Source organism: Cedecea davisae, from assembly GCF_044095835.1.
GTDB lineage: Bacteria > Pseudomonadota > Gammaproteobacteria > Enterobacterales > Enterobacteriaceae > Cedecea > Cedecea davisae.
The window spans coordinates 3606051-3628520 of record NZ_CP172054.1 but is presented as its reverse complement, the minus strand read 5'-3'; the positions used below and the strand labels follow the sequence as shown (position 1 = coordinate 3628520).

The following is a 22470-nucleotide window of genomic DNA, read 5'->3' as shown; positions in this document are numbered from 1 at the left end:
GGAGAGACGGTGAAAGTTAAACTATTTCTTGATGGCGGTGAGGCAGCGTTTTCGCATCAGCTAATCAATTTTGTTCATGGCCTGGCTAATCCCGCCGACTTTACCGTTTTTTTAGTGAGGGATAGCCAGGTAGACAGCGCTGTTTTGCAGGCTTACAACGTTGCGGTGTACCCGTACAGCGGCGATAGCTGTCAGGCGATGATGGATAAGCTTGCCGCATTTCTGGCGGAGCGTAACCTCAGTTTGCTGGAAATCCACTGCGGGTTAGGGAGCTGTCGGGAATTACTCCCTTTACTTGAGACGCTTAACGCACATCTTCCGGTTGTTCACCTCAATATTTATGATGATGATTACGCGGATCTGGCAGGACGCAGCGAGATGGCAACCTTGCCCTCAGGCGAGCTTGCAGCTGCTTTGAAAAGCTATGGTTCAGCGCTGCGAGCTACTCTGAAGGGTGAAAAAGCGCTTGTTACCCGCGACGGCTGGAGCCTGCTGCTGAATTACGCCTGGCCGGATGCCGTTCAGGTGACTTATTACCCCAGCGGCTATGCACTTGATAATTTTTCTCCTCTGGAACGCTGCGGGCTGAGCTGTTGTGAACTGGCTCCGCTCGACGAGAAGCAGAGTGTTTTATATCTGCGAATCTTTGCTCTGCCAGCCGGATTATATTCCACGCTACAAGAGCTTATGCAGCATCCTGACTGTCTCACTGTGGTTGGCGGGGAACCGCTTTTTAACTCTACCAGGGAAGTACATGGCAAACGTTGGCTTGCGCAGCTTGCCGGGCTAACAAGGCCGCAGGATGCTCCAGTAATTTATTGGGGTAAAAACGTTTCTGAGCATCAGAAAATAACCTCGGTGCTCGGCCGTAATGTGCTTTTTTTACCTGATAACTTCCCGTTAGCTGCTTTGAAACTGTTGGGATTAGCACCAAAAATCGCGGCCGGAGTGCTAAGCCCGGTATTGCTAAAACTTGAGGCCAGAGAAGTGGTTCTGGCGGCTTCCCACGAGGAAGAGTTGGGAGAATGCGCGGCGGCGAGAGTTGCCGTTAAGTGCGGCATGCTGGCGCGGGAAAAGGTAGTTTTTCTTGGTGAGATTGCCGCTTTTGCCGACTCACGCCCACCCCAACGCATCTTCTATTCCACGGCCTCGATGGGCGATGTGGTTTATGCCCTGGGCTGTCTTACTGCGCTGCGGGAAAATATGACGGAGAGGTTTGTTTTTGCCGCCAACGGGCTTTATGCAGACCTGATCAATGCCTCCCCGGCGGTCGATGATTTTTGGGATATCCATGCCCTGACGGCGGAACAGAATGTTGAAATTCTTGCAGCCCGAAAACGCGGCAAGCTGCATACGCTCTCATCCTGGGGGCATTTCCTCGCTCCGCAGCATATGACGGATGCTTTTTTGCAGGACTTCCCCGGCAGCTTTAGCGAGTGGCAAAAACAACCGTCTGTTGCCGTTCCCGCTGCCGCGCAGTCAAAGGCTGACGCGTTTATTGAGCGCCATCGATTAAAGGAAGAGAAAGTCGTACTGCTGCACCCGAACATTGGCGCACCGAACCGTACCTGGGGCCTGGAACAGTGGCACCGTCTGGCTCACGAATTTCTGAGCAGCGGCTGGAAGGTGGTGTTGATTGGCAGCGACACCAATAAACATCGCGACAAAAAAATGATGGCCTTCGAGCTGCCGGGCGTGATTGACGCGATAAATCAATTTTCCGTGCTGGAAACCATCGCTCTGATGCGGCGCTGCCAGCTGCTGGTGGCGTGCGACTCGGGGCCGGTGGCGCTGGCCGGAATGACATCAATTGCAATTTGCGCCCTTTACTCTCTTATCCCTTCGGCCTGGCGCTTGCCTGTCAGAAACGGTGAGCCGGGCTGGAATGCTCTGGGCGTAGATGTGGGCTGCCATTTTGGCCAGTGCGGAGGCCTTATCCAGAATGCTGAGTTTATCCGCCAGATGCCGCGTGGAGATAGCTTTAAGCTTGATAGCGCCGCATTTGCGAAGTGGTGCCCCAACAATCAGCAATACAGCTGCCTGAAAGCGTACTCAGCCCCTGAGTTCTGGCTGGCTATCACTCGTTTTCTTACGGGTGAACGCTTTGTGTTGAATCGCTAACAGGCGCGGCTCCTTCGCCTTAAACGAAAGGAGCCGCGGACTCTCAATATTGCTCTACGGTAAAACGTTGTCCGCCCGCCACGCATGCATCCACTTCATGACTGAGTAAATTAAACAGCGAGGCGCAGGCCTTATCCGCATCGGTTTCGAACAGTTCATCGCACATGGCCTGGCGCTCCAGGCGCATGGTGTCGTTAAGCAATGCCTGACGCATCGCAGAGGCAAAAGTCTCTTCGGTAAAATCATAGGCAAAATCTAACGGCGGGATCAGCGAATAGTCCGGCTCAAAGCTCCGGTGATCATTCAGTTCGATTTTCAACTTCATTACCGGGTTTCCGGTCAGCAGAAAATCAAACATGATCGACGAATAGTCGGTCACCAGCAGATCAAAATGGCTCATCCACGGATACAGATCGGTGCAAGGATTTATGTAGAAAGCCTGCCGTGAAAGGGCTCGTGAAGCGCCTGCTTCAACATAGATCGGGTGGCTTTTTATAAAGATATCGGCGTTGAGGCGATCGCCCGCCTGAATGAGCTTCATCAGAAAATCTGGCGAAGAAGTGATGAGATCCGAGTGCCCACGCTGCCAGGTGGGGGCAAAAAGGATCTTTTTCCTTCTTTTATTTTTCAGCGCCTGTAGCAGCGCTTCCGGCAGTTCGCTGCCGATCATTTCATGTTTGTTTGGTTCACGGACCAGCACTTCATTGCGTGGGTAGCCCGCGCGGATTATGCGGCGAGCGGCAAAAGATTCATTAAAGAAATCATCCAGCTTTGATGAGGTGCTCAGCACACAGTTCGCGCGGGAGGCGAAGTCCAGCGGGCGACGGAAGTCATAGGAAAGCACATCCATATGGGGCATCAGCTTGAGCAATAAATGTTTTACCGAAACGCCATGCCAGAGCTGAATGTGCCTGGCGCCCTGAAGGCTGGCGAACAGCGCTTCGTCGCCATTCAGGCTTTGAGAAGGGTTGACCGAGAAAACCGCCACCGCTGCGCTGAGAAACAAATTAATGCACTCCAGCGAGGTTTCATTGTTGATTAAATGGCAGGGAAGGTCGTGCTGACGCAGCTTGTTAATTAGCTCCGGCTGCGTGCTGCACCAGATAACCTCGAAATCTTTTTCCTGCGCCAGAGCGTGCAGGAAAAGGTATTTAGTATTGTCGCTAAACTCCTCGCGGCCGAAAAACAGCACCCGTCTTTTTTTACGATTCTTTTGGGACAGGCTGGCCAGCCGCTGGATGATTTCGTTACTCATGGTTTTATCCTCTCGCATTCCCGGCAAATAGCCTCTGGCGCAGGCTATGCAGCAGAGCATTTTGTTCCGGCGGTTCCGGTGCGGTTATGGCCTCAATTATCACATTTGCCGCGCGTTTACCGGCCTTGCCGTCCTGCCATGCATCGCAATATTGATAGCGAATAAGTTCCAGCTCACTCTCCAGCGCGCGCCATTTTTCCTCGGCGGCCAGCGTCTCGCGCAGCTGTTCAATGTTTTTCGCAACCGGCAGCAGGGAGCGGATTTTCTGATCGGGGCTCCACTGGCTTGAGAAGGTTTGCTGGCCTTCCAGCAGGGCTTCCATATTGTCCCAACTCAGTAAAATAGTGCGTTTACCGGCGTGAATGGCATCGAAGATAAAGCCGCTATTATCGGTCAGAACATAATCGGCCACGCGCAATGCAGGGAAGGCCAGATGATGGCCGTTAACCCGCTTGCGTAAATGGCGGCGGGCGAGCGCCAACGAGGTGGCTTCTTCCGGGCGGCACAGCGTGCCATGGTGCAATTTAGTAATGATGTTGAAGTCGTGGCCCAGGCGCTCGAGCTGCTTTGCCCAGTGGGGAATTGAACTCAATGAGCCAAAGGTTGGGGCGTAGAGCAGCGTCGGTTTTTGCGGATCCAGATTCAGCTCTTCAATGCCCTCAAGGGAGTCCGGCTGGTTGTGCCAGGCGTCAAAACGAGGATTGCCGACGGCTACCGCGTTGCCGTTGATATTGAGCGCCTGCTGGCTGTAGTGGCTGTAGCAGAGAATTTTGGAATAAAACACATTCCACCAGGCGTGGTTCCACTGCTCTTTTGCCAGACCATAAAGTGTGCGGATATGAACCGGAGCGAGGCGATCCGTTCCCGGCGCATAATAAGGGCTGACCAGGCAGCTGAAAGGGGTGCCAACCGCAAGGGATTTCGACAGCAGACAGGCGCCAAGGCGTGGCTCATCGATTTTGCCCAATAACTCCTGCATATCTTTCAGCAGAGCGGGGGGCATGCCGTCGCTTATCACTAACCGGCAAGAAAAACCGCGGTCCAGAAGCTCGGTGATAATTGAGCGATAGACCTGGTAGTGAAAAGCGGTTTCCATATAAAAACCAATCGGTGCCGGGGCAGGCGTAGGGGCAATTTCATTCATGATGGTGACGTTTAGCCAGGTGTAAGCTGTTACTGAGGTGGTTGACCTGATAGCCGTGTTCGGCAAACAGGTGAGCCAGAGACCGGCGGGTATGCAGAGTAATATGGCCATTGCGTGGGGCGATGTACCAGTGATCCATTAGCCGCCGATCGGCCTGCTCCATCAGCAAGGTTGAAAAAAGCAGCACGCCTTCCGGCTCAAGCAACGCCAGCGCTTCGTGCAGCGTTTTATGCGGGTCGGGAGTGTGCTCAAAGACCTCAAATGCGGTGACTACGGAGAAGGTTTCGTCCTGAGGAAATGGCTCGCTATTCATCGGATCCCAGCTGTGGGCGTCGAGCCCGCGAGCTTGCAATAGCCGGCTCAGCGTGCCGTTACCGCCGCCGTAATCCATTAGCCGTACTTCGCGTTCTCCGGGCAGCATGCTGGCAATCATGTCGGCATTCTGCTCGGCGCGCCGTGAGACATAATCCGGATCGACCCTCTCGTAGGCCTGGTTATAAATAGCCTGCTGGTAGTCTGAAACCTGCCAGTCATCGAAAGCGGTAGTAAACAACAAGCCGCAGCGTTCGCAGCGGTTGTACCAGATGGGGATGCCGCTTAATGGCAAATGCATTCCCCGGCGTTCCTCGCAATTTTTATTAAAATCGCAAACGCCGTGTAGGGGAGCAGCGTGCCGACATACTTTACAGCTTGCCTGATGCGCCGCAGCCTGAACGGACTTCATGGTTGTTATCTCTGATGAAGGAAACGGAATTAAACCTGCTGATAAAGCCAGTTTTCCGGCTCGCCGCTGTTGACCAGGTTTTCGAGGATCTCCTGCTGCATGCCGAGCAGTAATCCGTTGCCTTCGTTTGTTGCCTTGCACTGCGTGGCCTGGGTTTCTAAATCTTCCCACAGGGCGAAAACACGGCTTTTGTGTGATTCTGGCAGGCGCGAGAACAGGGCTTTAATTCCCTGAGGGCCAGCGGGAACGCCAAGAGCAGCGAGTGTGGAGTACCGCTGCTGGCTGCTGGCTGCGAGGCTCTGATAGGTCTGAATGAGTCTGCTATTAAGTTCATCCAGTTCGGCGGCCTGGCGGCCGACAATAAGCTGGCGTTGCTGCTCCAGCAGGGCATTCAGCTCGGTGTAATGCTTACGATCGGCAATCATATCTTCAATTAGCTGCTTCACGCCCTGGGCCGGGTTACTCATAAACTACCTCTGATAATATTTCTGCATCGCGTCGGTCAGTTCATCCAGATTGATGCTGATTTTGCCCGCGCCGATGGCTTCTTTCATCGCTTCTACGCGCGCCATATCAACTTCCGGCATGGCGCCTATTTGGTTTTGCGCTTCCCCCAGCACCGGATCGACCGGGCGGGTTTTTTCAACGCTATTGCCTTCGTCAGCCTGCGGCTGAGTCTGGCTGGTCGCACCGGTATTTAGGGTGGCTACGGCCAGGCTGTACTGAGTTGGGTTAACTTTCATCGCTGTTCTCCGGTTGCTCTATGGGTCTGTTTTTATTGGGCTGCAAGGTGAATCCACGGGGAGGAAAACATCTTTCCCATTTCCTTACCGGGTTAAAGCGACCCGCAGAGAGCAAAACTTTAATCGCGAAGTAAAAAATTATCGCCCCGCCGTGTTGAGCATACGCACAACGCCCGCGTCGGCCACTACGGCACTGACTACGCGCTGGCTGCTTTCATTTTTCACCTTAATGGTTTCGCCTTTGCGCCCCTTTTTCATCGCTTCGCCGAGCGTCTGGGCTTCAATCCCGTCCTGGTGGGCAACCATCAGCACGCGCTGGCCGCGCTCCACCAGCACCGGGGAGTCCAGATGCGCGAGGGAGATTGGCTGGCCCGCACGCAGGCGGCGTTTTAGCGTCATACCGACGGCTTCAGCGGGCTTAGTGAGGTAAGCGGAGCGGGAGCCGGAGGCTCGAACGGTTTGCATTTGCAGGTCGGCTCGGGTCAACACATGCCCGCGCTCAAGCGCAACTTTGGCGACCACGGCTTCTTGTTCTGCCGCGTATAGGGGGGTTGAGAGCAGCAGCGCGCCCGTCAGCGCCATCAGGCGGAAGGTAAGGGGGAAATCTTGTTTCCCTTTGCGGCTGTCTTGTTTGGTAAAACTGTTTAGATTCATGATGTTATAACTCTGGCACGGTAATTGCTATACAAAGGATGTATTAGCGATTTTTTGCCGTTGTTATTTCATCACGAGGATGTGGGTTGTGAGTATTTCTTTTGACAAAGCATTGGGTGTTCATCCGCAGGCAGTAGCACTTCGACTTTCCCGAGCAGAGTTGCTATCCGCCAACCTGGCTAACGTCGACACTCCAAACTTCCAGGCTAAAGATATTGATTTTGCCGCGGAGATGCAACGTTCAGCGTGGAGTTTTTCTCTCGACTCTTCGCCGCAGGAAAAATATCGCGTGCCTTATCAGCCCTCTTCCGACGGCAACACCGTTGCTCTCGACGTTGAGCAGGCTGAGTTTTCGAAAAACGTCCAGGACTACCAGTCAAGCCTGGCATTTTTGAATATGAAATTTGTTGGCCTGAAAAAGGCAATCGAAGGGAAATAACCAACTCAGGTAACTACACACGATGGCATTCAACAATATCTACCGTGTTTCAGGCTCGGCAATGACGGCGCAGACCGTACGCCTGAACACCATTGCCAGCAACATGGCTAACGCCGACTCGCCGTCGGCGACCGAGGGGGGCGTTTATAAGGCGCGTCGCCCGGTGTTTGCTTCGGTTTATCAGAACGACGAGCTGATGGGCAACCGGGCACTGACCGGGGCCAGAGTGCAAATTATGGATGTGGTCGAAACCGGCAACGCGGTGCAGCGCTACGAGCCAAACCACCCGATGGCCGATGACCGGGGCTATGTCTATTACCCGGATGTGAACGTGGTGGAAGAGATGGCGGACATGATGTCGGCCTCGCGCAGTTTTGAAACCAACGTCGATGTACTTAACAGCGTTAAAAGCATGCAGCAAAGCCTGCTGCGGCTCGGAGAAGTGTAATTATGAACGTCAATAACGACGCCAGTACTTTTAATGCAGCCAGCGACAGCAACGTGGCTAACAACGGCAGCGCTGCCGGTATGAATAGCCTGTTTATGCAGCTGCTGGTTGCCCAGATCCAAAACCAGGACCCGCTCAATCCGACCGACGGTACAGAATACGTGAGCCAGCTGGCGCAGCTGACTCAGGTTCAGTCGATGGAGACCATGTCGCAGTTGATGGCCAACAGTTCCGTGCTGATGGATAACCTGCAAACGCTGACCACCGGCAATCTGGTCGGACAGAAAGTGATGGTGCAGAGCGACAGCTTTACCTCCGACGGTGCCACCAACGTGGATGGTCGCCTGACGCTGGATCACGCCGCAGGCGTGGTGACGGTTATCGTCAAAGACTCCGCCGGAACCGAGCACAAAATCGAGCTGGGCAAGCAGGAAGCAGGGCAGGTGGATTTCTCCATCGATCCTAAAGAGCTGGGGCTTTCCGAAGGGAAATATACCGTCAGCGTTGTGACCGACACCGGGGAAGACAAAGTTCCGGTTGAGCTTGGCGGCATCGTTAATAACGTGCGCATCCCGCTCGACGGCAGCCCTACGCTGCTCAATATCTCCGGCCTGGGCGAAATCGCCTACAACCACATCACCCAATTTGGAAAATCTTCTCCTTCTTCACAGGCGTGAACGGCGGGCAGAAAGAGTTAATAAGGAAGACATAACATGAGTTTTAGTATTGCTACCTCCGGCCTCAACGCCATTACTGAACAGCTGAATGCTATCTCCAACAACATTGCCAACTCCGGCACCGTTGGTTTTAAATCCGGCCGCGCGGAGTTTGCCGCGCTGTATGCCCAGAGCCAGCCTCTTGGCGTTGGCGTTAGCGGTGTGACGCAGAGCATTACCCGTGGCGGCTCGATAACCGCCACCGGTAATGGCCTCGATCTGGCGATTGGCGGCAACGGTTTCTTCGTCGTGCGCGACAGCGCCGGAACTACCGCCTATACCCGTGCGGGCTACTTCGGCACCGACAGCAGCGGCAACCTGGTTAACGGCTCCGGCATGAACCTTCAGGGCTACCCGGTAGATGCTAACGGCGTATTGCAGGTGGGTAGCGTGGGTAATTTATCTATCAGCAGCGGTTCTATCCCGGCTAAGGCTACCGACAGCCTCGACTTTACCGCCAACCTTGACGCGCGCGCGGAGAAGCCGGAAACCGACGTATTCGACCCGAAAGATAACACCTCTTACAACAACACCTACGCCACGCAGGTTTATGACTCTCTGGGGCGCGAGCACACCATTAACCAATATTTCGTGAAAACCGACGAAAATACCTGGGAAGTTCATTACTACATGGACGACCAGCCGATGAGCAACCCGGCAACCCAGACTCTTGAATTTAGCGATCAGGGCGTGCTGAAAACGCCGAACGGTACCGTGAATCTGACGGTGGATATTCCTGGGGCGCAGAGCCTGTCCATCGATCTCAGCTATAACGGCACCACGCAGTACGGCTCCGACTTCTCCGTGAGCAAGAATAAAGGCAGCGGCTACGCATCCGGCGAGAAAACCGGCCAGCAGATTGATGAAGATGGCTCAGTTTACGCCACTTTCTCTAACGGCGAGCGCATGCTTCAGGGGCAGTTAATTCTGGCTAACTTCGCTAACCCTAACGGCCTGGCCGCCCAGGATGGCACGACCTGGACGCAGACCGCAGCATCAGGCACGCCGTTGACCGGTGCGCCGGGTACCGGCCTGCTGGGCTCAATTAAAGCCGGCGCGCTGGAAGCTTCTAACGTTGATTTAACTTCGGAACTGGTCGGGCTGATGAGCGCTCAGCGTAATTATCAGGCCAATACCAAAGTTATCAGCACCAACGACAGCATGATGAACGCGCTGTTCCAGGCCGTGTAATGGATCACTTAATTTACACCGCGGTCAGCGGCGCAAACCGTAGCCTGTCTCAGCAGCAGATCCACGCGAACAACCTGGCTAACGTCAATACCCAGGGCTTTCGTAGCGATCTGGAAAGCGCCCAGGCTCAGCAGATCCAGGGCGAGGGTTATAACTCTCGTTTCCTGGTTCAGCAGACCAGCGGCGGTATCGATATGACGCCGGGAACGGCAAAGCAGACCGGGCGCGACCTTGACGTTGCCCTGCGCGGCAGCGGCCTGATAGCCCTGGCCAGCGGCAACCGCGAGGTTTATACCCGCAACGGGCAAATAGACGTTGGCCCGGAAGGCGATCTGACGATTAACGGCCTGCCGGTTGAAGGGGACAACGGTCCCATCATCCTGCCGCCGTTTTCACAAATCTCCATTGCCGACGATGGCGTGATAAGCATCGTGCCGGACGACGGCGGCCCTGCCGTGCCGATGGATATTGACCGGCTCAAGCTGGTGGATATTCCCGCCGGACAGTTGCAGAAAAACAGTTCCGGGTTTCTGGTAACCAATGCGCTGACCAATCCCCGGAACGAAGAGGTCATGGTGACGGCGGGTCATCTGGAAACGGCCAACGTTTCGGCCATTAACGAGATGGTTTCCAGCATTGCGCTGAACCGACAGTTCGAAGCTCAGATCAAAATGATGAAAGCGGCGGACGACCTGGCCACGGCGGGCAATCGCCTGCTGCGCGGCAGTTGATTACAAGGATAACCAGCGATGAATCCAGCTTTATGGGTGAGTAAAACCGGCCTGGCGGCGCAGGACGCCAAAATGGGCGCAATTTCCAACAACCTCGCCAACGTGAATACCTCCGGGTTTAAGCGCGACCGCGTGATGTTCTCGGACTTGTTTTACCAGAACCAGCGCACGCCCGGCGGCCAGCTCGATCAGAACAACACCGCGCCGACCGGTATTCAGTTCGGCACCGGTGTAAAAATTATCGGGACTCAGAAAGAGTTCTCTACCGGCAACATCCAGAACACCGGGCAGGATCTTGACGTGGCAATCACCGGGCAGGGTTTCTTCCAGGTTGAAACCCCGGACGGCGAAATTGCCTACACCCGCGCGGGCAATTTGCAGCGCAATCAGGAAGGCGTGATTACCAATGCCGCCGGTCTGCCGCTGGTGCCGCAGATTGAGCTACCGGCCAACACCAAAGAGATCCAGATTGCTAAAGACGGCACGGTGATGGCGCAGGTTGGCGGCGAAACGGATCCGGTTGAGCTGGGGCAAATTACGTTGGTGAATTTCGTTAACCCAGCCGGTCTGGAAGCCGTTGGTGGCAACCTCTATCGTGAAACCGCTGCCAGCGGCGAAGCGGTTGAGGGCGTTCCCGGTGAGGAGGCATTTGGCCAGCTGGAGCAGGGGTCGCTTGAGGGTTCAAACGTGCAGGTTGTTGAGGAGATGGTTGACATGATAACCGTCCAGCGCGCCTACGAAATGAACGCCAAAATGGTTTCTGCCGCCGACGATATGCTGAAGTTTGTCACCCAGTCGATGTGATGATGGGTTAATGAAGTGAAGAGAGTCATGAAAAAGCAGTGTGTTATCAGTTTACTGGTGCTGGCGCTGGCCGGGTGTGAAAGCCCGGCGCTGCTGGTGCATAAAGACGATGCGGCCTTTGCGCCGCCGGAAGATTTCGTCATGCCGGAAACGGCAGTGCAGGGCGGCGGCGTCTACAACGGCGGCTATAACTGGTCGCTTACTCAGGATCGCCGCGCCTATCGCGTGGGGGATATTCTTACCGTACGTCTTGATGAGTCTACTCAGGCCAGTAAGCAGGCGAGAACCAACTTCGGCAAGAAGAACGATGTCTCCATCGGCGTGCCGGAAGCCTTTGGGCAATCGGTTGATAAGCTAAGCGGTTCGGTTAACGGCGACCGCAATTTTAACGGCAACGCCAGCTCCCAGCAGCAAAATAGCCTGCGCGGGTCGATTACCGTCGCGGTATTTAAAGTGCTGCCGAACGGCATCCTGGCGGTGCGCGGCGAGAAGTGGCTCACCCTTAACCAGGGCGATGAGTACATGCGCGTGACCGGGCTTGTCCGTGCCGACGACGTTGAGCGCGATAACTCCGTTTCTTCCCAGCGCATCGCCAACGCCCGCATCTCGTATGCGGGGCGCGGGGCGCTGAGTGACTCTAATGCAGCAGGGTGGTTGACGCGTATCTTCAACCACCCGCTGTTCCCAATTTAACCGGAGCTGACAATGCGTAACGTGGCATTTTTTCTCGCGCTCCTGTGGAGCAGCAGCCTGCTGGCTGAAACGCTGGGCAACATCGTGGACATCCAGGGTGTGCGCGGCAATCAGCTGGTGGGCTATAGCCTGGTGGTCGGCCTTGACGGCTCCGGCGACAAAAATCAGGTGAAATTCACCAGCCAGTCAATAACCAACATGCTGCGCCAGTTTGGCGTGCAGCTGCCGACCAAAATTGACCCGAAAGTGAAAAACGTGGCGGCGGTAGCCATTAGCGCCACGCTGCCGCCCGGCTACGCGCGCGGGCAGTCGATTGACGTGACCGTTTCCTCTATTGGCGACGCAAAGAGCCTGCGCGGCGGGACGCTGCTGCTGACCCAGCTTCGCGGTGCCGACGGGGAAGTTTATGCCCTGGCCCAGGGGAACGTCGTGGTGGGCGGCGTGAAGGCGGAAGGCAACAGCGGCTCCAGCGTGACGATTAACACGCCAACCGTGGGGCGTGTGCCGAACGGCGGTTCCATCGAGCGTGAAATTCCGACGGACTTTCAGGATAACAGCCAGGTGATGCTCAACCTGAAGCGGCCCAGCTTTAAAACCGCCAATAACGTAGCGGTGGCGCTGAATAGCGCATTTGGCGCAAATACCGCCGTGGCGCAAAGCGCGACCAACGTGGCGGTGCGTGCGCCGATGAATCCGGGTGAGCGCGTAAGGTTTATGTCGATGCTGGAAGATGTACAAATCAACGCCGGTAAGCAGCCTCCGCGCGTGGTGTTTAACGCCCGCACCGGCACGGTTGTAATTGGCGACGGCGTGGTGGTTCGGGCTGCGGCTGTTTCCCACGGCAACCTGACGGTGACGATTCGTGAAAGCAGCAATGTCAGCCAGCCGGGTGCCTTCAGCCAGGGGCGCACCGTTGTGACCCCGGACAGCGACGTGAATGTTAACCGCGGCCGTGGCCAGATGGTGACCATTCCGGCCGGAACCAGCCTGCGCAGCATCGTCAACACGATTAATAGCCTCGGTGCCGCGCCGGACGACACGATGGCGATTCTCCAGGCGCTGCATGAAGCGGGCGCGCTCGATGCCGAACTGGTTGTGATTTAAGGGATAAAACAATGATCAACGCAATTAACCGCCAGCAAACCGTGCTGCCGGGCGACATTACGGCTCAGGCAAAGCCGCAAAATATTGAGCAGGCCGCCGAGCAGTTTGAAGCGATGTTTCTGCGTTCGATGATGCAGCAAATGCGCAAGGCGACGGATGCGATGGCCGCGGAAGATAGCCCGTTTAACAGCAAGCAGCAGCGCATGATGCGTGATTTCTATGATGACAAGCTGGCCTCAAACCTGGCCTCGCAGCGCAGCAGCGGGATTGCCGACATGATTATCGCTCAGCTAACGCCAGCCGGAGTTAAGGAGAGCGCTAAAAGTGCCGCTTTAGTTCAGCAGCCGAAGGAAATGACTCCCCCGGTTATCCCCGTAATGCGTAGCGGCCAGGAGCAATAAAAAATGAGCATGATTAATATCGCCTACAGCGGCATTCAGGCAGCACAAACGGGGATGAGCATTACCTCGATGAACATTGCTAACCTGCTGACGCCGGGTTACAGCCGCCAGGGCCTGCTGCAAAGCGCCATCGGGCCGATGGGGCAGGTTGGGCTTTCCGCCGGAAACGGCGTGCAGGTTGACAGTATTCGCCGTATCTCTAACCAGTATCTGGTCAATCAGGTCTGGCAGACCAATACCAAAGCCAATTATTACACCGCCGGGCAGCAGTATATTGGCGCGCTGGAAGAGGTTATCGGCACCGACTCCACCAGCCTCGGCAACGGGCTGGATGAATTCTTCGGCGCCCTGAGCGCGTTGACTACCCAGCCGGAATCCCCGGCGCTGCGCCAGCAGCTGTTAAATCAGGCCGGTTCCCTGGCCCAGCGTTTTAACAGCATGAATGACTTTATTACTAGCCAGAAAAACTCTATCTCGACCCAGCGTAATGCCGCGGTGGACAGCATTAACTCGCTCAGCTCCGGCATCGCCAGCTATAACCAGAAAATCATCGAGCTGGAGTCTACCGGCGGTAACACCAGCGTGCTGCGCGACCAGCGTGACGAACTGGTGAAAAAACTTAGCGAACAGGTGGATGTAAAAATCACCGAGGACAGCTCCGGGAGTTATACCGTGGCCCTGAAGGGCGGCCAGCCGCTGGTTAGCGGGAAAACGGCGGGTGAGCTAAAGGCCGACGTTGACGCTAACGGCAACAGCACCCTGAGCCTGAAGTTCTCCACCAGCGAATTTAACCTTAACCCGTCGGCGGGCGGCCAGCTAGGTGCGCTTTATGACTACGAAACTACCACTCTGAAAGATATGCAGAGTGCGGTTCAGGGCATGGCAGAAGCGGTGGCCGATCTGTTCAATAACCAGCTCTCCCAGGGCTTTGATCTCAACGGCAACCCGGGCAAGCCGCTGTTTGTATTCGACCCGAGTAGCAGTTCGGGCATGTTGCAGGTTACCGACCTGAAGCCGGATGAAATTGCCCTCTCCGGGGCGGCGGGCGAGCCGGGTAACGGCGATAATTTGCAGCTGCTGATCGATTTGAAAAACAGCAAAACCGACATCGGTGGCCTGGGCAATATGAGCCTTAACGAAGGCGCGGCGGCCATTATTTCCCGTATCGGGATAGCCAGCCGCCAGAATAAAACCGAACAGGAAGCCGCGGTTGCCGTTGCCAATCAGGCGCAGACCCAGCGCGATAACCTGAGCGCGGTCAACGAGGATGAAGAGGCAATTAATCTGCAAATTTATATGCAGTCTTATCAGGCCAACCTGAAGGTTATCGCCACCGGCGATCAGATCTTCAGCGACTTACTTAACCTGTTCTAACGAGGGTTTGGAGAAAAAATTATGCGAATCAGTAGCCTTTATAACTCCTCGCAAATGCTGAACCAGCTTGGCGCTAACAGCGAGAGCATCAGTAAATTAATGATGCAATTATCGACGCAAAAACGCATTAACGTGCCGTCGGACGATCCGGTCGCGGCCAGCCGTCTGGTGCAGTTAAACCGTGAGCAGTCAGCGATTAGTCAGTACCAGAATAACATCACCAGCATCAGCGGCACGCTGGCAAGCCAGGAATCACATCTCCAGGCGATGAACGACCAGCTGCTGGCGCTAAACGACAAACTGCTTTCGGCGGCCAACGGCACCAATAGCCAGGAGGATATGGCGAGCTACGGCGCGGAGCTGGACTCGATGCTGGACTCGCTGGTGGCGTCGATGAACGCGCAGAATGAAAACGGCAGCTATCTTTTTTCCGGTACTAAAACCGGCACCAAGCCGGTGCAGTGGGACGAAGCGGCGCAGAAGTTTGTTTTTGCCGGTAACGACGGCACGCGTGAAACCACCGTGGCCAACGGCGTTAACATCAAAGAAAACACCAACGTTGCTGGTGCATTTTCCTCCGGTGGTGACGATCTGGACATGCTGAACAAGCTTAAAGATCTGGCGAAAAAGATGCAGGATCCTTCTATTCCGGTGGCGGACTACCAGAGCGATATCGACAATATGCTGACCGCAACCACGGCCACGCGTGATAACGTTTCGGCGCTGTTTACCGATGTGGGCGGCCGCCAGAATCGCCTGACCTTGCTCAGCGACGCGCATACCGACGTCAGCGCGGCAAACGATCAGGTGGTTCGCGATCTTTCTTATAGCGACCCGGCGACCGCGACGGTCAACCTCAAGCTGTTTATGAATTCAGTGCAAATCTCCAACCAGGCTTACAGCATGATCAGTAAGCTCTCTTTATTTAGCGTGATGTAAGTATGCAGGTTGGTTTAGCTACAACAACATCCTCTTCGGCAGCCGCGTTAAGTCGCGGCAGTATCGATGCTCCGCAGTCGGTTAAGTCACGTAAAGTCGATGAAACGCCCGCCGCGCGTAATCCGTTCCCGGAAGCGGCTCTGCTTTCCACCCGCCCTCTGCGCTATAACGTGCAGCTTAACCAACAGCTCACCGCGGTACAGCAGGCGGACAGTTATCTTTCCAGCACTGAAACCCAGCTGCTGCAACTGCGTCACGCCGCAGGCCAGGGCAAGGCCCAGGAGCAGGCCGCCGGGCTGGATCGTCTACTCACCCGCCGCGCTCAGCTTTCCGGCGGCACGGTTGACCGACAGTTCAACGTGCGGCTCCAGAGCCAGAGCCAGGTGAATTTCACTCTGCCCGGTAGCGAAAAAGTGCTTAGCTCTCCCGGGGGCGAAACGCTGGTGTTTATGCTGGGAGGAGCGAAGCGAGAGCTGGCTGCGGTAGCGCTGCCGGAAGAAGGTTCGCCGCGTAAAGTGCTGACTCATCTTAACGTTGGCCTTGGCCGGATGGGCATTCACGCCAGCCAGGATAAAAACGGGCAGTTAAATTTCAGCGTGGATGAGTCGCGCTGGGAGCGGGTGAGCCAGCAGCTTAGCGTGCGTGGGGAAGGGCATAATTTCCCGGCTGATTCATTTACCGTTCTGGCCGCGCGGCCGGAGATGGCGCAGCAGGAAGGTCTGGAGCAGCTTGTTGCCCGCCCGGACGGCGGCCGTGAAAGCCAGCTGAAACTCCAGCAGGCGCTGGAACAGATAACCGGCCAGCGCGGCAAACTGCGTATGCAGCAGGAGCGAGTCCGTTCCCGTATCGACGAGATGGCCACGCCGTACAGCCCGCAGCAGGCACAGGAAACGGCGCGAGCGCTGGGAGAAGTGCTGGGAAACAGCGGCAGCGGTTTTTCTTCGCTTAACCGCGCGCTGAGTGCGCAGGCGAATGTGCAGCAGGCGACGGTTAAAAATTTATTGGGATAACATAGCCTTGTGCTTGACCGTAAGCGTGTACAGCACCGTTTATGCCTGTTAAGCGAAATGTTCCGTTCACGAGTGCTGGAGCTACATAAGCAGCTGTAACCAGAAGAGATAACCCTTGCAAGCCCGGTTATGTTCCGTTCACCCATACAGCGGATTATCTCTGTCACTACAGCTAACGGTGAACGTGTCAGGGGAAATTACGCCATTCCCCCTGACAACCCCCGGCGCCCGGCGAGCTCATCGCCGCTAAAGCGGTAAACCCACCGGCTATCACCCAAACATTCGGGGTCGTTCGCGATCCGTTCCCGACGATCGCTCTCTTTCGCTGCTCCCGGCAGCTCCACCCCGCCTGAGTTGGGTCAAAGCCGGGGGCGATGAGAGCCGGGGGACAAGAGCGTGGCTTTTGGAGTTAACGCGACATGGGGTTTAAGTGTGGCTGCAAGCCTGCAAGCCCGGTCATGTTCCGTTCGCCCGTGCAACGAGAAAACTCAATGCAACGGATAAAGAAATATGATCCCGCTTTGCCCCACCACCAGCGGCTGCCCGTTAAGCTTCAGCGGCTGCATCCAGACATCCATATTCATCATCAAATCCACCAGGCCGTCTATCATCAGGCCCTTGCTGGGGGTGCTGTAGTAAATAGGCGACCAGGAGAACCACTCCTGGCCTTGCCGGGAGTCGATGCGGGTGAATTTTCCTTTCAGCATAAAGCGCGGATCGTCCGGGCTGGTGATGGTAGTTAAAATCGTGTGGTTCACCATCTCCATGCGGGAGTCGTAAACTTCTTTGCGGCGTGACATCAAGTCATAAAAGCCCATTTGAACGTCGCCGGTAGCCTGCCGGGCAGGTGGCTCGCTGCTGTACGACCAGTTGTAAAAGCCGAGCATACTCAGCGCCAGTACGGCAATTAATGCACTCAGGATCCACTTAGCCAACGGTGCAGCCCTCCATTTCGCCAATTTTTCGTCTGGTTTCACGCAGGATCAAATTGTTGAGTTGATTGCCGTCAATGCGCCAGTGGTAGATGGCCATCGCCAGCTGTTTACGGTCGCAGCTGCTCTCCAGCGAAAAGGTGTAATTCAGCGTCTGGTCGATACTCTGGTAGTAAATATTCATCATGACGGACTGCCCTTTTAGCAACTGATTCATCTGGTAGAGCGTGCCTTTTAGCTTGGTATAAAGCTGATCTTTACCGACTTCATCGTGGCTGGCAGGGTAAATTTCGTAGAGATGAATATTGCTGTAGACGTTGCTCTCTTGCTCTCTATACATCAGCCGGTTCCGCCCGGCGTCAAAAAAGTACCAGGTCGTGCTGGCAACGATCAGTACCGCTGCGATTATCAGGAACGTAATGCCCGGCATGCTTCGCCACCAGCGAGGGGCGCGAGCCGCTGCTACCGCAGGCAGTGGGGCTGGTTGGGGGAGAAGAGGCTCCGGCTGTAGCGGCGCGACCTCTCTGACTTCCGGTTCAGCGTTGGGCTGTTCTTCATAGAGAACGCTTTCGCTTTGCAGGATGTCATCTGAGTTATCACGAACCTCTTCTTCTTCTTTTTCAATAACGCAGCAGTAATCCTGCTCCAGCAAATAACCCTTTTTGGGTATGGTTTTGATTATTCTTTGTTGTTTTCCATCATCTTCAAGAGCGGTGCGTAAAGCATGAATGGCATTGGGTAAACTATTATTGCCAATTACCCTGCGCTCCCATACTAGCGTGGTGAGTTCTTCTCTGGTGAGAATCTTTCCCGCATTTTGCGTAAGGGTATCAAGCAGCTTTAATTGATATTCACCGAGTCGCTTGCGCTCCCCGCTGGTTAAATTGAGGATTGAACCAGAGCTAATATCAATCAGCCAGTCGTTTACAGAACAGTAGCGTTTATTCATTTTTTGGCAGCAGCCATTCCTTTAATAATTAACGGATATCGCCCCCGACAGTGGCCTGCCGAGGCTAATTAATACGTCATCATTAAGTCCATTTAGAATTCATCACTGAATTGCCGCTCGCTGCGGAGGGAACGAAAGAACAGCCTGTTCTTATGTATGAGGACAGATTCAACGGCGCTGAAGCGGAAATAAAATGTAAGTTGACAGAGCAAAAGCAGGAAAATGTCCTTCCCGGTGTCTTTTTTACGCTATAAAAGTGTGATTGGCAACGTGATTTGGAATAATTTATTCTGATTTATATTAAATATTTTGGGTGAATGTTAATGGATGTGAGGCGTGGAGGTGAATGTTATAAAAAACACGGTGAATGTGAAAATGATGTTTTCTGTTGCCCGCGTAATTAACCGAAATGCCCAGGCGGGAATTATTTTAATTTAGAATTTTTTATTATTTATCGATTAAGAATATTCTTAAATGTGTCGCTATTGTTTTCTTTTGTGCTTTTTATTTTTATTTCCCTGTGCAAATGAGAATGACTATTAATGCGGCGTGGGATATTTGTCTGTATATAAAGAGTCAGGATGGAGGGGGGCAAGATATGAAAAAATATTGCTGCTGGATTTAATTTGTCCGAACAGGATGTCGTTTTATCTCAGTACAACATCAAGGGACCTGATGGTCAGGTTCATTAAGGAGAATATAAAATGTCATTATCTATTTTCACCAGCGGCTCTTCCATGGCGTCCATCAACGCGCTGAATAAATCCAACAGCATGCTGTCCACCGCGATGGAACGCCTGGGCACCGGCAAGCGCATCAACTCTTCCGCAGACGATGCGGCAGGTATGCAGATTGCTTCCCGCCTGCAGGGCCAGACTAACGGTATGGCCGTTGCGCAGCGCAACATCTCTGACGCTACCGCAATGCTGCAAACCGCGGAAGGCGCGTTCGATGAAGTGAGCAACATCATGTACCGCATGAAAGACCTCGCCACCCAGGGCGCGAACGACACCAACACTCAGGACGACCGCGACGCGATCAACTCCGAGCTGGGCGAACTGCAGAAAGAGCTGGGCAACATCATGAGCAACACCTCTTACGGCGGCGAAAAGCTGTTTGCGGCCGGCGGCAAGCTGTCCGACGACCTGAACTTCCAGATTGGCGCCAGCGCCAACGAGAAAATGACCGTCAGCCTGTCCGGCTCTCTGGCAAAAACGGCTTCTGCGATTACCGGGCTGTCAAGCCAGCTGGATATCAAAGATGCTTCCGGCGCACAGGCGCTGATGAGCAGCCTGGAAAGCAGCCTGGCATCTGTAGGCTCTATGCGTTCCAGCCTGGGTGCCAACATTAACCGTCTGGGCCACACCGCGGCCAACCTGTCCAACATGAAGGACAACACCGAGCTGGCGTTGGGCAACATTCAGGATGCGGATTTTGCCACCGAAGCTTCATCCATGACCCGCAACCAGATGCTGGCGCAGACCAGCATGTCGATGCTGAAGCAGTCCAACAGCATGTCCGGCATGGTGATGTCCCTGCTGGGCTAATCCCTGCGAGGCTCTGCATGACAAAAACACCGCCTTCGGGCGGTGTTTTGCTTCCAGGCGATAAAAATTAAATTTTTTTGATTAAGCCATTTAATTATCCCGACCGCTGTGCCGCTTTGATTAAGTAACGAAAGCTCTATAACACGAAAAGAATCCAGGAGATTTACTATGTCTTTATCTATTTTCACCAGCGGCTCTTCCATGGCATCCATCAACGCGCTGAACAAGTCCAACAGCATGTTGTCCACCGCGATGGAACGTCTGGGTACCGGCAAGCGCATTAACTCTGCGGCAGACGATGCGGCAGGTATGCAGATTGCTTCCCGCCTGCAGGGCCAGAGCAACGGTATGGCGGTTGCACAGCGCAACATCTCTGACGCTACCGCAATGCTGCAAACTGCGGAAGGCGCGTTCGACGAAGTGAGCAACATCATGTACCGCATGAAAGACCTCGCAACCCAGGGCGCGAACGACACCAACACTCAGGATGACCGCGACGCGATCAACTCCGAGCTGGGCGAGCTGCAAAAAGAGCTGGGCAACATCATGAGCAACACTTCTTACGGCGGCGAAAAACTGTTTGCCACCGGCGGCAAGCTGTCCAAAGACATGAACTTCCAGATCGGCGCCAGCGCGGAAGAAAAAATGACCGTCAGCCTGTCCGGTTCCCTGTCCGCTACCGCATCCGCAATTACCGGGCTGTCAAGCCAGCTGGATATCAAAGATGCATCCGGTGCGCAGGCTCTGATGAGCAGCCTGGAAACCAGCCTGGCGTCCGTGGGCACCATCCGTTCAAGCCTGGGTGCCAACATTAACCGTCTGGGCCACACCGCGGCCAATCTGTCCAACATGAAGGACAATACCGAACTGGCGTTGGGCAACATTCAGGATGCGGACTTCGCAAGCGAAGCTTCATCCATGACCCGCAACCAGATGCTGGCGCAGACCAGCATGTCGATGCTGAAGCAGTCCAACAGCATGTCCGGCATGGTGATGTCCCTGCTGGGCTAAAACCCGCAGGCAGTTGCATAACAAATACACCGCTTTATGGCGGTGTTTTTGTTTCTAAGTATTGCCTTCCGCCTTCCCCCTGTGCGGAAGAATTCCTTCCCGTTTCAATTTAAGTTATTGATTTTATTTTAATTTAAAATTGGCACGCTAATTGCTAAATAAATCCGCATAACGCCCGGTAAGCCCGGCGTGCCCGTATACCTGGAGATGAAAAATGTCTGATTTGACCAGTCTTGATCCTCAATACCTCGCCACGCAGCTGGCGGGTTATGACATTGCGGCGATGAAAGCGGCGCTGGAAAAGCAGAGCAAATCTCTTGGCGCACAAAAAACGGCGCTAACTGCACTGCGTACAGCGATGAGCGATTTCCGCACTGCGCTGACCGCGCTGAACAAAACCGACAGCGGCATGCTGCAAAACGTGGCGACGACAAACATTGAAGGCATCGCCAATGTTACCGCCAGCTCAAGCGCGCAGAAGGGGACTTATAACCTTTTCGTGGAGCAGCTGGCCTCGGCGCACCAGATCTCATTCGATGATATGACCGATGAGTCAATCAAAAATGCTACCGGCACCATGACGATTACCATCAACGGCAAGTCGATGGATATCGAGATGGACGATCTGCAGTCGTTGTCGGATCTGACCAAAAAAATTAATACCAATAACGATAAAGATGCGCCCGGCGTGACCGCCTCGCTTATCCGCACCGACGGTAAAGTCAGCCTGATGCTGAGCAGCGACGAAAGCGGCGAGGCAAACAAGGTTGAGCTGGATACCAGCAAAATGGACGCGAACAGCGCACAAAAATTCAGCACGTTCGAAACCATCACCCAGGCGCGTAATGCCAAATTCAAACTTGGCGAAAGCAATAAGGTTTATGAAAGCAGCTCTAATACCCTGGATAAGCTGATTGATGGCGTCACCATCAAGCTGACCAAAGCCCAGAAGGATGGAGATGAGCCGCTGCGCATCGATGTCGGGGTTGATAACACCGCCACCAAAGAGCAGATGCAGACCTTTGTTGATGCCTTCAATACGCTGAAGGGGGAACTCGGCAAGCTGACCAACAGCGGCAGCGACGGCAAAGACCGTGGCGCGTTTGCCGGTGATGCGGGTATTGCTTCGCTCGAGAGAGATATGAACAACCTGCTGCGCCAGACCTTTGGCGACAAGAACATGACCGATTACGGCATTACCGCCTCGCGCGACGGCACGCTGTCAATCGATAGCACCAAGCTGGACAAGGCGCTTTCTGAAGATCCTCAGGGTCTGAACGATTTATTTAACGGTAAAGACGGGCTTATCAAGGGCATGGATAAGTCGCTGGATAAATACCTCAACACGTCTAACGGTTTGCTCAAAGGCCGCCAGGAAACCCTGGACCGCCAGCAGAGCGAAATGGATATTCGGTCCGACAAAATTCAGGCGCGGTATGACACCTCTTACAACCGCTACCTGAAACAGTTCACCCAGTTGCAGTCGATTATGACGCAGATGAATAACACCATGAGTATGTTTGGCCTTGCCTAAGGAAGA

The 22470-nt window shown here is 54.6% G+C and carries 23 protein-coding genes and 1 pseudogene; 16 read left to right on the top strand and 8 right to left on the bottom strand.

The annotated features are described in order from the left end of the window. The first annotated feature begins 9 nt into the window (after positions 1 to 9). Positions 10 to 2121 carry a glycosyltransferase family 9 protein gene (locus ACG1VR_RS17395; protein WP_395489409.1) on the top strand — a complete coding sequence of 704 codons (2112 nt, stop codon included), beginning with the start codon at positions 10 to 12 and terminating at the stop codon, positions 2119 to 2121. 43 nt (positions 2122 to 2164) lie between these two features. Here the strand turns inward: ACG1VR_RS17395 and ACG1VR_RS17390 are convergent, their stop codons facing one another. The 6 genes from ACG1VR_RS17390 to flgA form a co-directional block, all read right to left on the bottom strand. After that, complete coding sequence (locus tag ACG1VR_RS17390) at positions 2165 to 3376, bottom strand: CDP-glycerol glycerophosphotransferase family protein (protein ID WP_395489408.1); 1212 nt, start codon at positions 3374 to 3376, stop codon at positions 2165 to 2167. Positions 3377 to 3380: 4 nt separating this feature from the next. Then, positions 3381 to 4520 (bottom strand): CDP-glycerol glycerophosphotransferase family protein, encoded by a 1140-nt coding sequence (locus tag ACG1VR_RS17385; RefSeq protein ID WP_395489407.1) that lies wholly within the window; start codon positions 4518 to 4520, stop codon positions 3381 to 3383. Beyond that, the gene (locus ACG1VR_RS17380; RefSeq protein WP_172568099.1) at positions 4513 to 5133 is read right to left on the bottom strand and encodes a class I SAM-dependent methyltransferase; all 621 of its coding nucleotides are present in this window, start codon (positions 5131 to 5133) and stop codon (positions 4513 to 4515) included. The genes ACG1VR_RS17385 and ACG1VR_RS17380 overlap by 8 nt, the downstream gene beginning before the upstream one ends. A 140-nt stretch (positions 5134 to 5273) precedes the next feature. Then, complete coding sequence (gene flgN / locus ACG1VR_RS17375) at positions 5274 to 5711, bottom strand: flagellar protein FlgN (RefSeq protein ID WP_016535290.1); 438 nt, start codon at positions 5709 to 5711, stop codon at positions 5274 to 5276. 3 nt (positions 5712 to 5714) lie between these two features. Further along, complete coding sequence (flgM, locus tag ACG1VR_RS17370; RefSeq protein WP_016535291.1) at positions 5715 to 5987, bottom strand: flagellar biosynthesis anti-sigma factor FlgM; 273 nt, start codon at positions 5985 to 5987, stop codon at positions 5715 to 5717. Positions 5988 to 6125: 138 nt separating this feature from the next. Then, positions 6126 to 6641: a flagellar basal body P-ring formation chaperone FlgA gene (gene flgA, locus ACG1VR_RS17365; RefSeq protein WP_395489406.1), complete on the bottom strand. Its 516-nt coding sequence runs from the start codon at positions 6639 to 6641 to the stop codon at positions 6126 to 6128. A gap of 88 nt (positions 6642 to 6729) precedes the next feature. Between flgA and flgB the strand changes: the two genes are divergently transcribed. The 12 genes and pseudogenes from flgB (at position 6730) to ACG1VR_RS17305 (ending at position 16491) form a co-directional block, all read left to right on the top strand. Then, positions 6730 to 7080, top strand: coding sequence for a flagellar basal body rod protein FlgB (gene flgB, locus ACG1VR_RS17360; RefSeq protein WP_039897984.1), 351 nt, complete (start codon positions 6730 to 6732; stop codon positions 7078 to 7080). 22 nt (positions 7081 to 7102) lie between these two features. Further along, positions 7103 to 7528: a flagellar basal body rod protein FlgC gene (gene flgC / locus ACG1VR_RS17355; RefSeq protein ID WP_016535294.1), complete on the top strand. Its 426-nt coding sequence runs from the start codon at positions 7103 to 7105 to the stop codon at positions 7526 to 7528. 2 nt (positions 7529 to 7530) lie between these two features. Then, a complete protein-coding gene (flgD, locus tag ACG1VR_RS17350) occupies positions 7531 to 8205 on the top strand; it encodes a flagellar hook assembly protein FlgD (protein ID WP_016535295.1) in 675 nt (224 codons plus the stop codon). Positions 8206 to 8241: 36 nt separating this feature from the next. Beyond that, on the top strand, positions 8242 to 9435 hold the full coding sequence (gene flgE, locus ACG1VR_RS17345) for a flagellar hook protein FlgE (RefSeq protein ID WP_016535296.1): 1194 nt from the start codon (positions 8242 to 8244) through the stop codon (positions 9433 to 9435). Continuing rightward, the gene (locus ACG1VR_RS17340) at positions 9435 to 10166 is read left to right on the top strand and encodes a flagellar basal body rod protein FlgF (RefSeq protein ID WP_016535297.1); all 732 of its coding nucleotides are present in this window, start codon (positions 9435 to 9437) and stop codon (positions 10164 to 10166) included. The genes flgE and ACG1VR_RS17340 overlap by 1 nt, the downstream gene beginning before the upstream one ends. 18 nt (positions 10167 to 10184) lie before the next feature. Then, positions 10185 to 10970 carry a flagellar basal-body rod protein FlgG gene (gene flgG, locus ACG1VR_RS17335; protein WP_016535298.1) on the top strand — a complete coding sequence of 262 codons (786 nt, stop codon included), beginning with the start codon at positions 10185 to 10187 and terminating at the stop codon, positions 10968 to 10970. A 27-nt stretch (positions 10971 to 10997) separates the two neighbouring features. Next, positions 10998 to 11663, top strand: coding sequence for a flagellar basal body L-ring protein FlgH (gene flgH, locus ACG1VR_RS17330; protein ID WP_016535299.1), 666 nt, complete (start codon positions 10998 to 11000; stop codon positions 11661 to 11663). Positions 11664 to 11675: 12 nt separating this feature from the next. Continuing rightward, entirely contained in the window at positions 11676 to 12767 is a 1092-nt protein-coding gene (locus ACG1VR_RS17325) for a flagellar basal body P-ring protein FlgI (protein ID WP_172568096.1), read from the top strand. Positions 12768 to 12778: 11 nt separating this feature from the next. Continuing rightward, positions 12779 to 13060, top strand: a pseudogene (locus ACG1VR_RS17320) (rod-binding protein); the annotation flags it as partial. Positions 13061 to 13171: 111 nt separating this feature from the next. Beyond that, a complete protein-coding gene (gene flgK / locus ACG1VR_RS17315; RefSeq protein ID WP_172568094.1) occupies positions 13172 to 14542 on the top strand; it encodes a flagellar hook-associated protein FlgK in 1371 nt (456 codons plus the stop codon). A 21-nt stretch (positions 14543 to 14563) separates the two neighbouring features. Beyond that, complete coding sequence (gene flgL, locus ACG1VR_RS17310; protein ID WP_071704075.1) at positions 14564 to 15481, top strand: flagellar hook-associated protein FlgL; 918 nt, start codon at positions 14564 to 14566, stop codon at positions 15479 to 15481. 2 nt (positions 15482 to 15483) lie between these two features. Further along, positions 15484 to 16491 (top strand): hypothetical protein, encoded by a 1008-nt coding sequence (locus tag ACG1VR_RS17305; RefSeq protein WP_172568093.1) that lies wholly within the window; start codon positions 15484 to 15486, stop codon positions 16489 to 16491. A gap of 488 nt (positions 16492 to 16979) precedes the next feature. Here ACG1VR_RS17305 and ACG1VR_RS17300 read toward each other — a convergent pair whose 3' ends face one another. Together ACG1VR_RS17300 and ACG1VR_RS17295 are read right to left on the bottom strand one after the other, a co-directional pair. Continuing rightward, a complete protein-coding gene (locus ACG1VR_RS17300; RefSeq protein ID WP_395489405.1) occupies positions 16980 to 17426 on the bottom strand; it encodes a hypothetical protein in 447 nt (148 codons plus the stop codon). Next, positions 17419 to 18372, bottom strand: coding sequence for a transcriptional regulator (locus tag ACG1VR_RS17295; protein ID WP_172568091.1), 954 nt, complete (start codon positions 18370 to 18372; stop codon positions 17419 to 17421). The genes ACG1VR_RS17300 and ACG1VR_RS17295 overlap by 8 nt, the downstream gene beginning before the upstream one ends. A 704-nt stretch (positions 18373 to 19076) precedes the next feature. Here ACG1VR_RS17295 and ACG1VR_RS17290 point away from each other — a divergent pair. The 3 genes from ACG1VR_RS17290 (at position 19077) to fliD (ending at position 22464) form a co-directional block, all read left to right on the top strand. Then, positions 19077 to 19919: a flagellin gene (locus ACG1VR_RS17290; RefSeq protein ID WP_039897985.1), complete on the top strand. Its 843-nt coding sequence runs from the start codon at positions 19077 to 19079 to the stop codon at positions 19917 to 19919. A 168-nt stretch (positions 19920 to 20087) separates the two neighbouring features. Further along, positions 20088 to 20930: a flagellin gene (locus tag ACG1VR_RS17285; RefSeq protein WP_039897986.1), complete on the top strand. Its 843-nt coding sequence runs from the start codon at positions 20088 to 20090 to the stop codon at positions 20928 to 20930. Between the two features lie 214 nt (positions 20931 to 21144). Next, a complete protein-coding gene (fliD, locus tag ACG1VR_RS17280) occupies positions 21145 to 22464 on the top strand; it encodes a flagellar filament capping protein FliD (protein WP_395489404.1) in 1320 nt (439 codons plus the stop codon). Positions 22465 to 22470: the final 6 nt, after the last annotated feature.

Bases quoted from the DNA above. Each gene is read 5' to 3' on its own strand.
- flgM (WP_016535291.1), bottom strand. From the start codon at position 5,987: ATGAAAGTTAACCCAACTCAGTACAGCCTGGCCGTAGCCACCCTAAAT.
- ACG1VR_RS17295 (WP_172568091.1), bottom strand. From the start codon at position 18,372: ATGAATAAACGCTACTGTTCTGTAAACGACTGGCTGATTGATATTAGC.
- flgD (WP_016535295.1), top strand. From the start codon at position 7,531: ATGAACGTCAATAACGACGCCAGTACTTTTAATGCAGCCAGCGACAGC.
- flgA (WP_395489406.1), bottom strand. From the start codon at position 6,641: ATGAATCTAAACAGTTTTACCAAACAAGACAGCCGCAAAGGGAAACAA.
- flgN (WP_016535290.1), bottom strand. From the start codon at position 5,711: ATGAGTAACCCGGCCCAGGGCGTGAAGCAGCTAATTGAAGATATGATT.
- ACG1VR_RS17380 (WP_172568099.1), bottom strand. From the start codon at position 5,133: ATGCATTTGCCATTAAGCGGCATCCCCATCTGGTACAACCGCTGCGAA.
- ACG1VR_RS17385 (WP_395489407.1), bottom strand. From the start codon at position 4,520: ATGAATGAAATTGCCCCTACGCCTGCCCCGGCACCGATTGGTTTTTAT.
- flgL (WP_071704075.1), top strand. From the start codon at position 14,564: ATGCGAATCAGTAGCCTTTATAACTCCTCGCAAATGCTGAACCAGCTT.
- ACG1VR_RS17340 (WP_016535297.1), top strand. From the start codon at position 9,435: ATGGATCACTTAATTTACACCGCGGTCAGCGGCGCAAACCGTAGCCTG.
- ACG1VR_RS17390 (WP_395489408.1), bottom strand. From the start codon at position 3,376: ATGAGTAACGAAATCATCCAGCGGCTGGCCAGCCTGTCCCAAAAGAAT.
- ACG1VR_RS17290 (WP_039897985.1), top strand. From the start codon at position 19,077: ATGTCATTATCTATTTTCACCAGCGGCTCTTCCATGGCGTCCATCAAC.
- ACG1VR_RS17285 (WP_039897986.1), top strand. From the start codon at position 20,088: ATGTCTTTATCTATTTTCACCAGCGGCTCTTCCATGGCATCCATCAAC.
- ACG1VR_RS17325 (WP_172568096.1), top strand. From the start codon at position 11,676: ATGCGTAACGTGGCATTTTTTCTCGCGCTCCTGTGGAGCAGCAGCCTG.
- flgH (WP_016535299.1), top strand. From the start codon at position 10,998: ATGAAAAAGCAGTGTGTTATCAGTTTACTGGTGCTGGCGCTGGCCGGG.
- fliD (WP_395489404.1), top strand. From the start codon at position 21,145: ATGTCTGATTTGACCAGTCTTGATCCTCAATACCTCGCCACGCAGCTG.
- flgC (WP_016535294.1), top strand. From the start codon at position 7,103: ATGGCATTCAACAATATCTACCGTGTTTCAGGCTCGGCAATGACGGCG.
- ACG1VR_RS17305 (WP_172568093.1), top strand. From the start codon at position 15,484: ATGCAGGTTGGTTTAGCTACAACAACATCCTCTTCGGCAGCCGCGTTA.
- flgG (WP_016535298.1), top strand. From the start codon at position 10,185: ATGAATCCAGCTTTATGGGTGAGTAAAACCGGCCTGGCGGCGCAGGAC.
- flgK (WP_172568094.1), top strand. From the start codon at position 13,172: ATGAGCATGATTAATATCGCCTACAGCGGCATTCAGGCAGCACAAACG.
- flgE (WP_016535296.1), top strand. From the start codon at position 8,242: ATGAGTTTTAGTATTGCTACCTCCGGCCTCAACGCCATTACTGAACAG.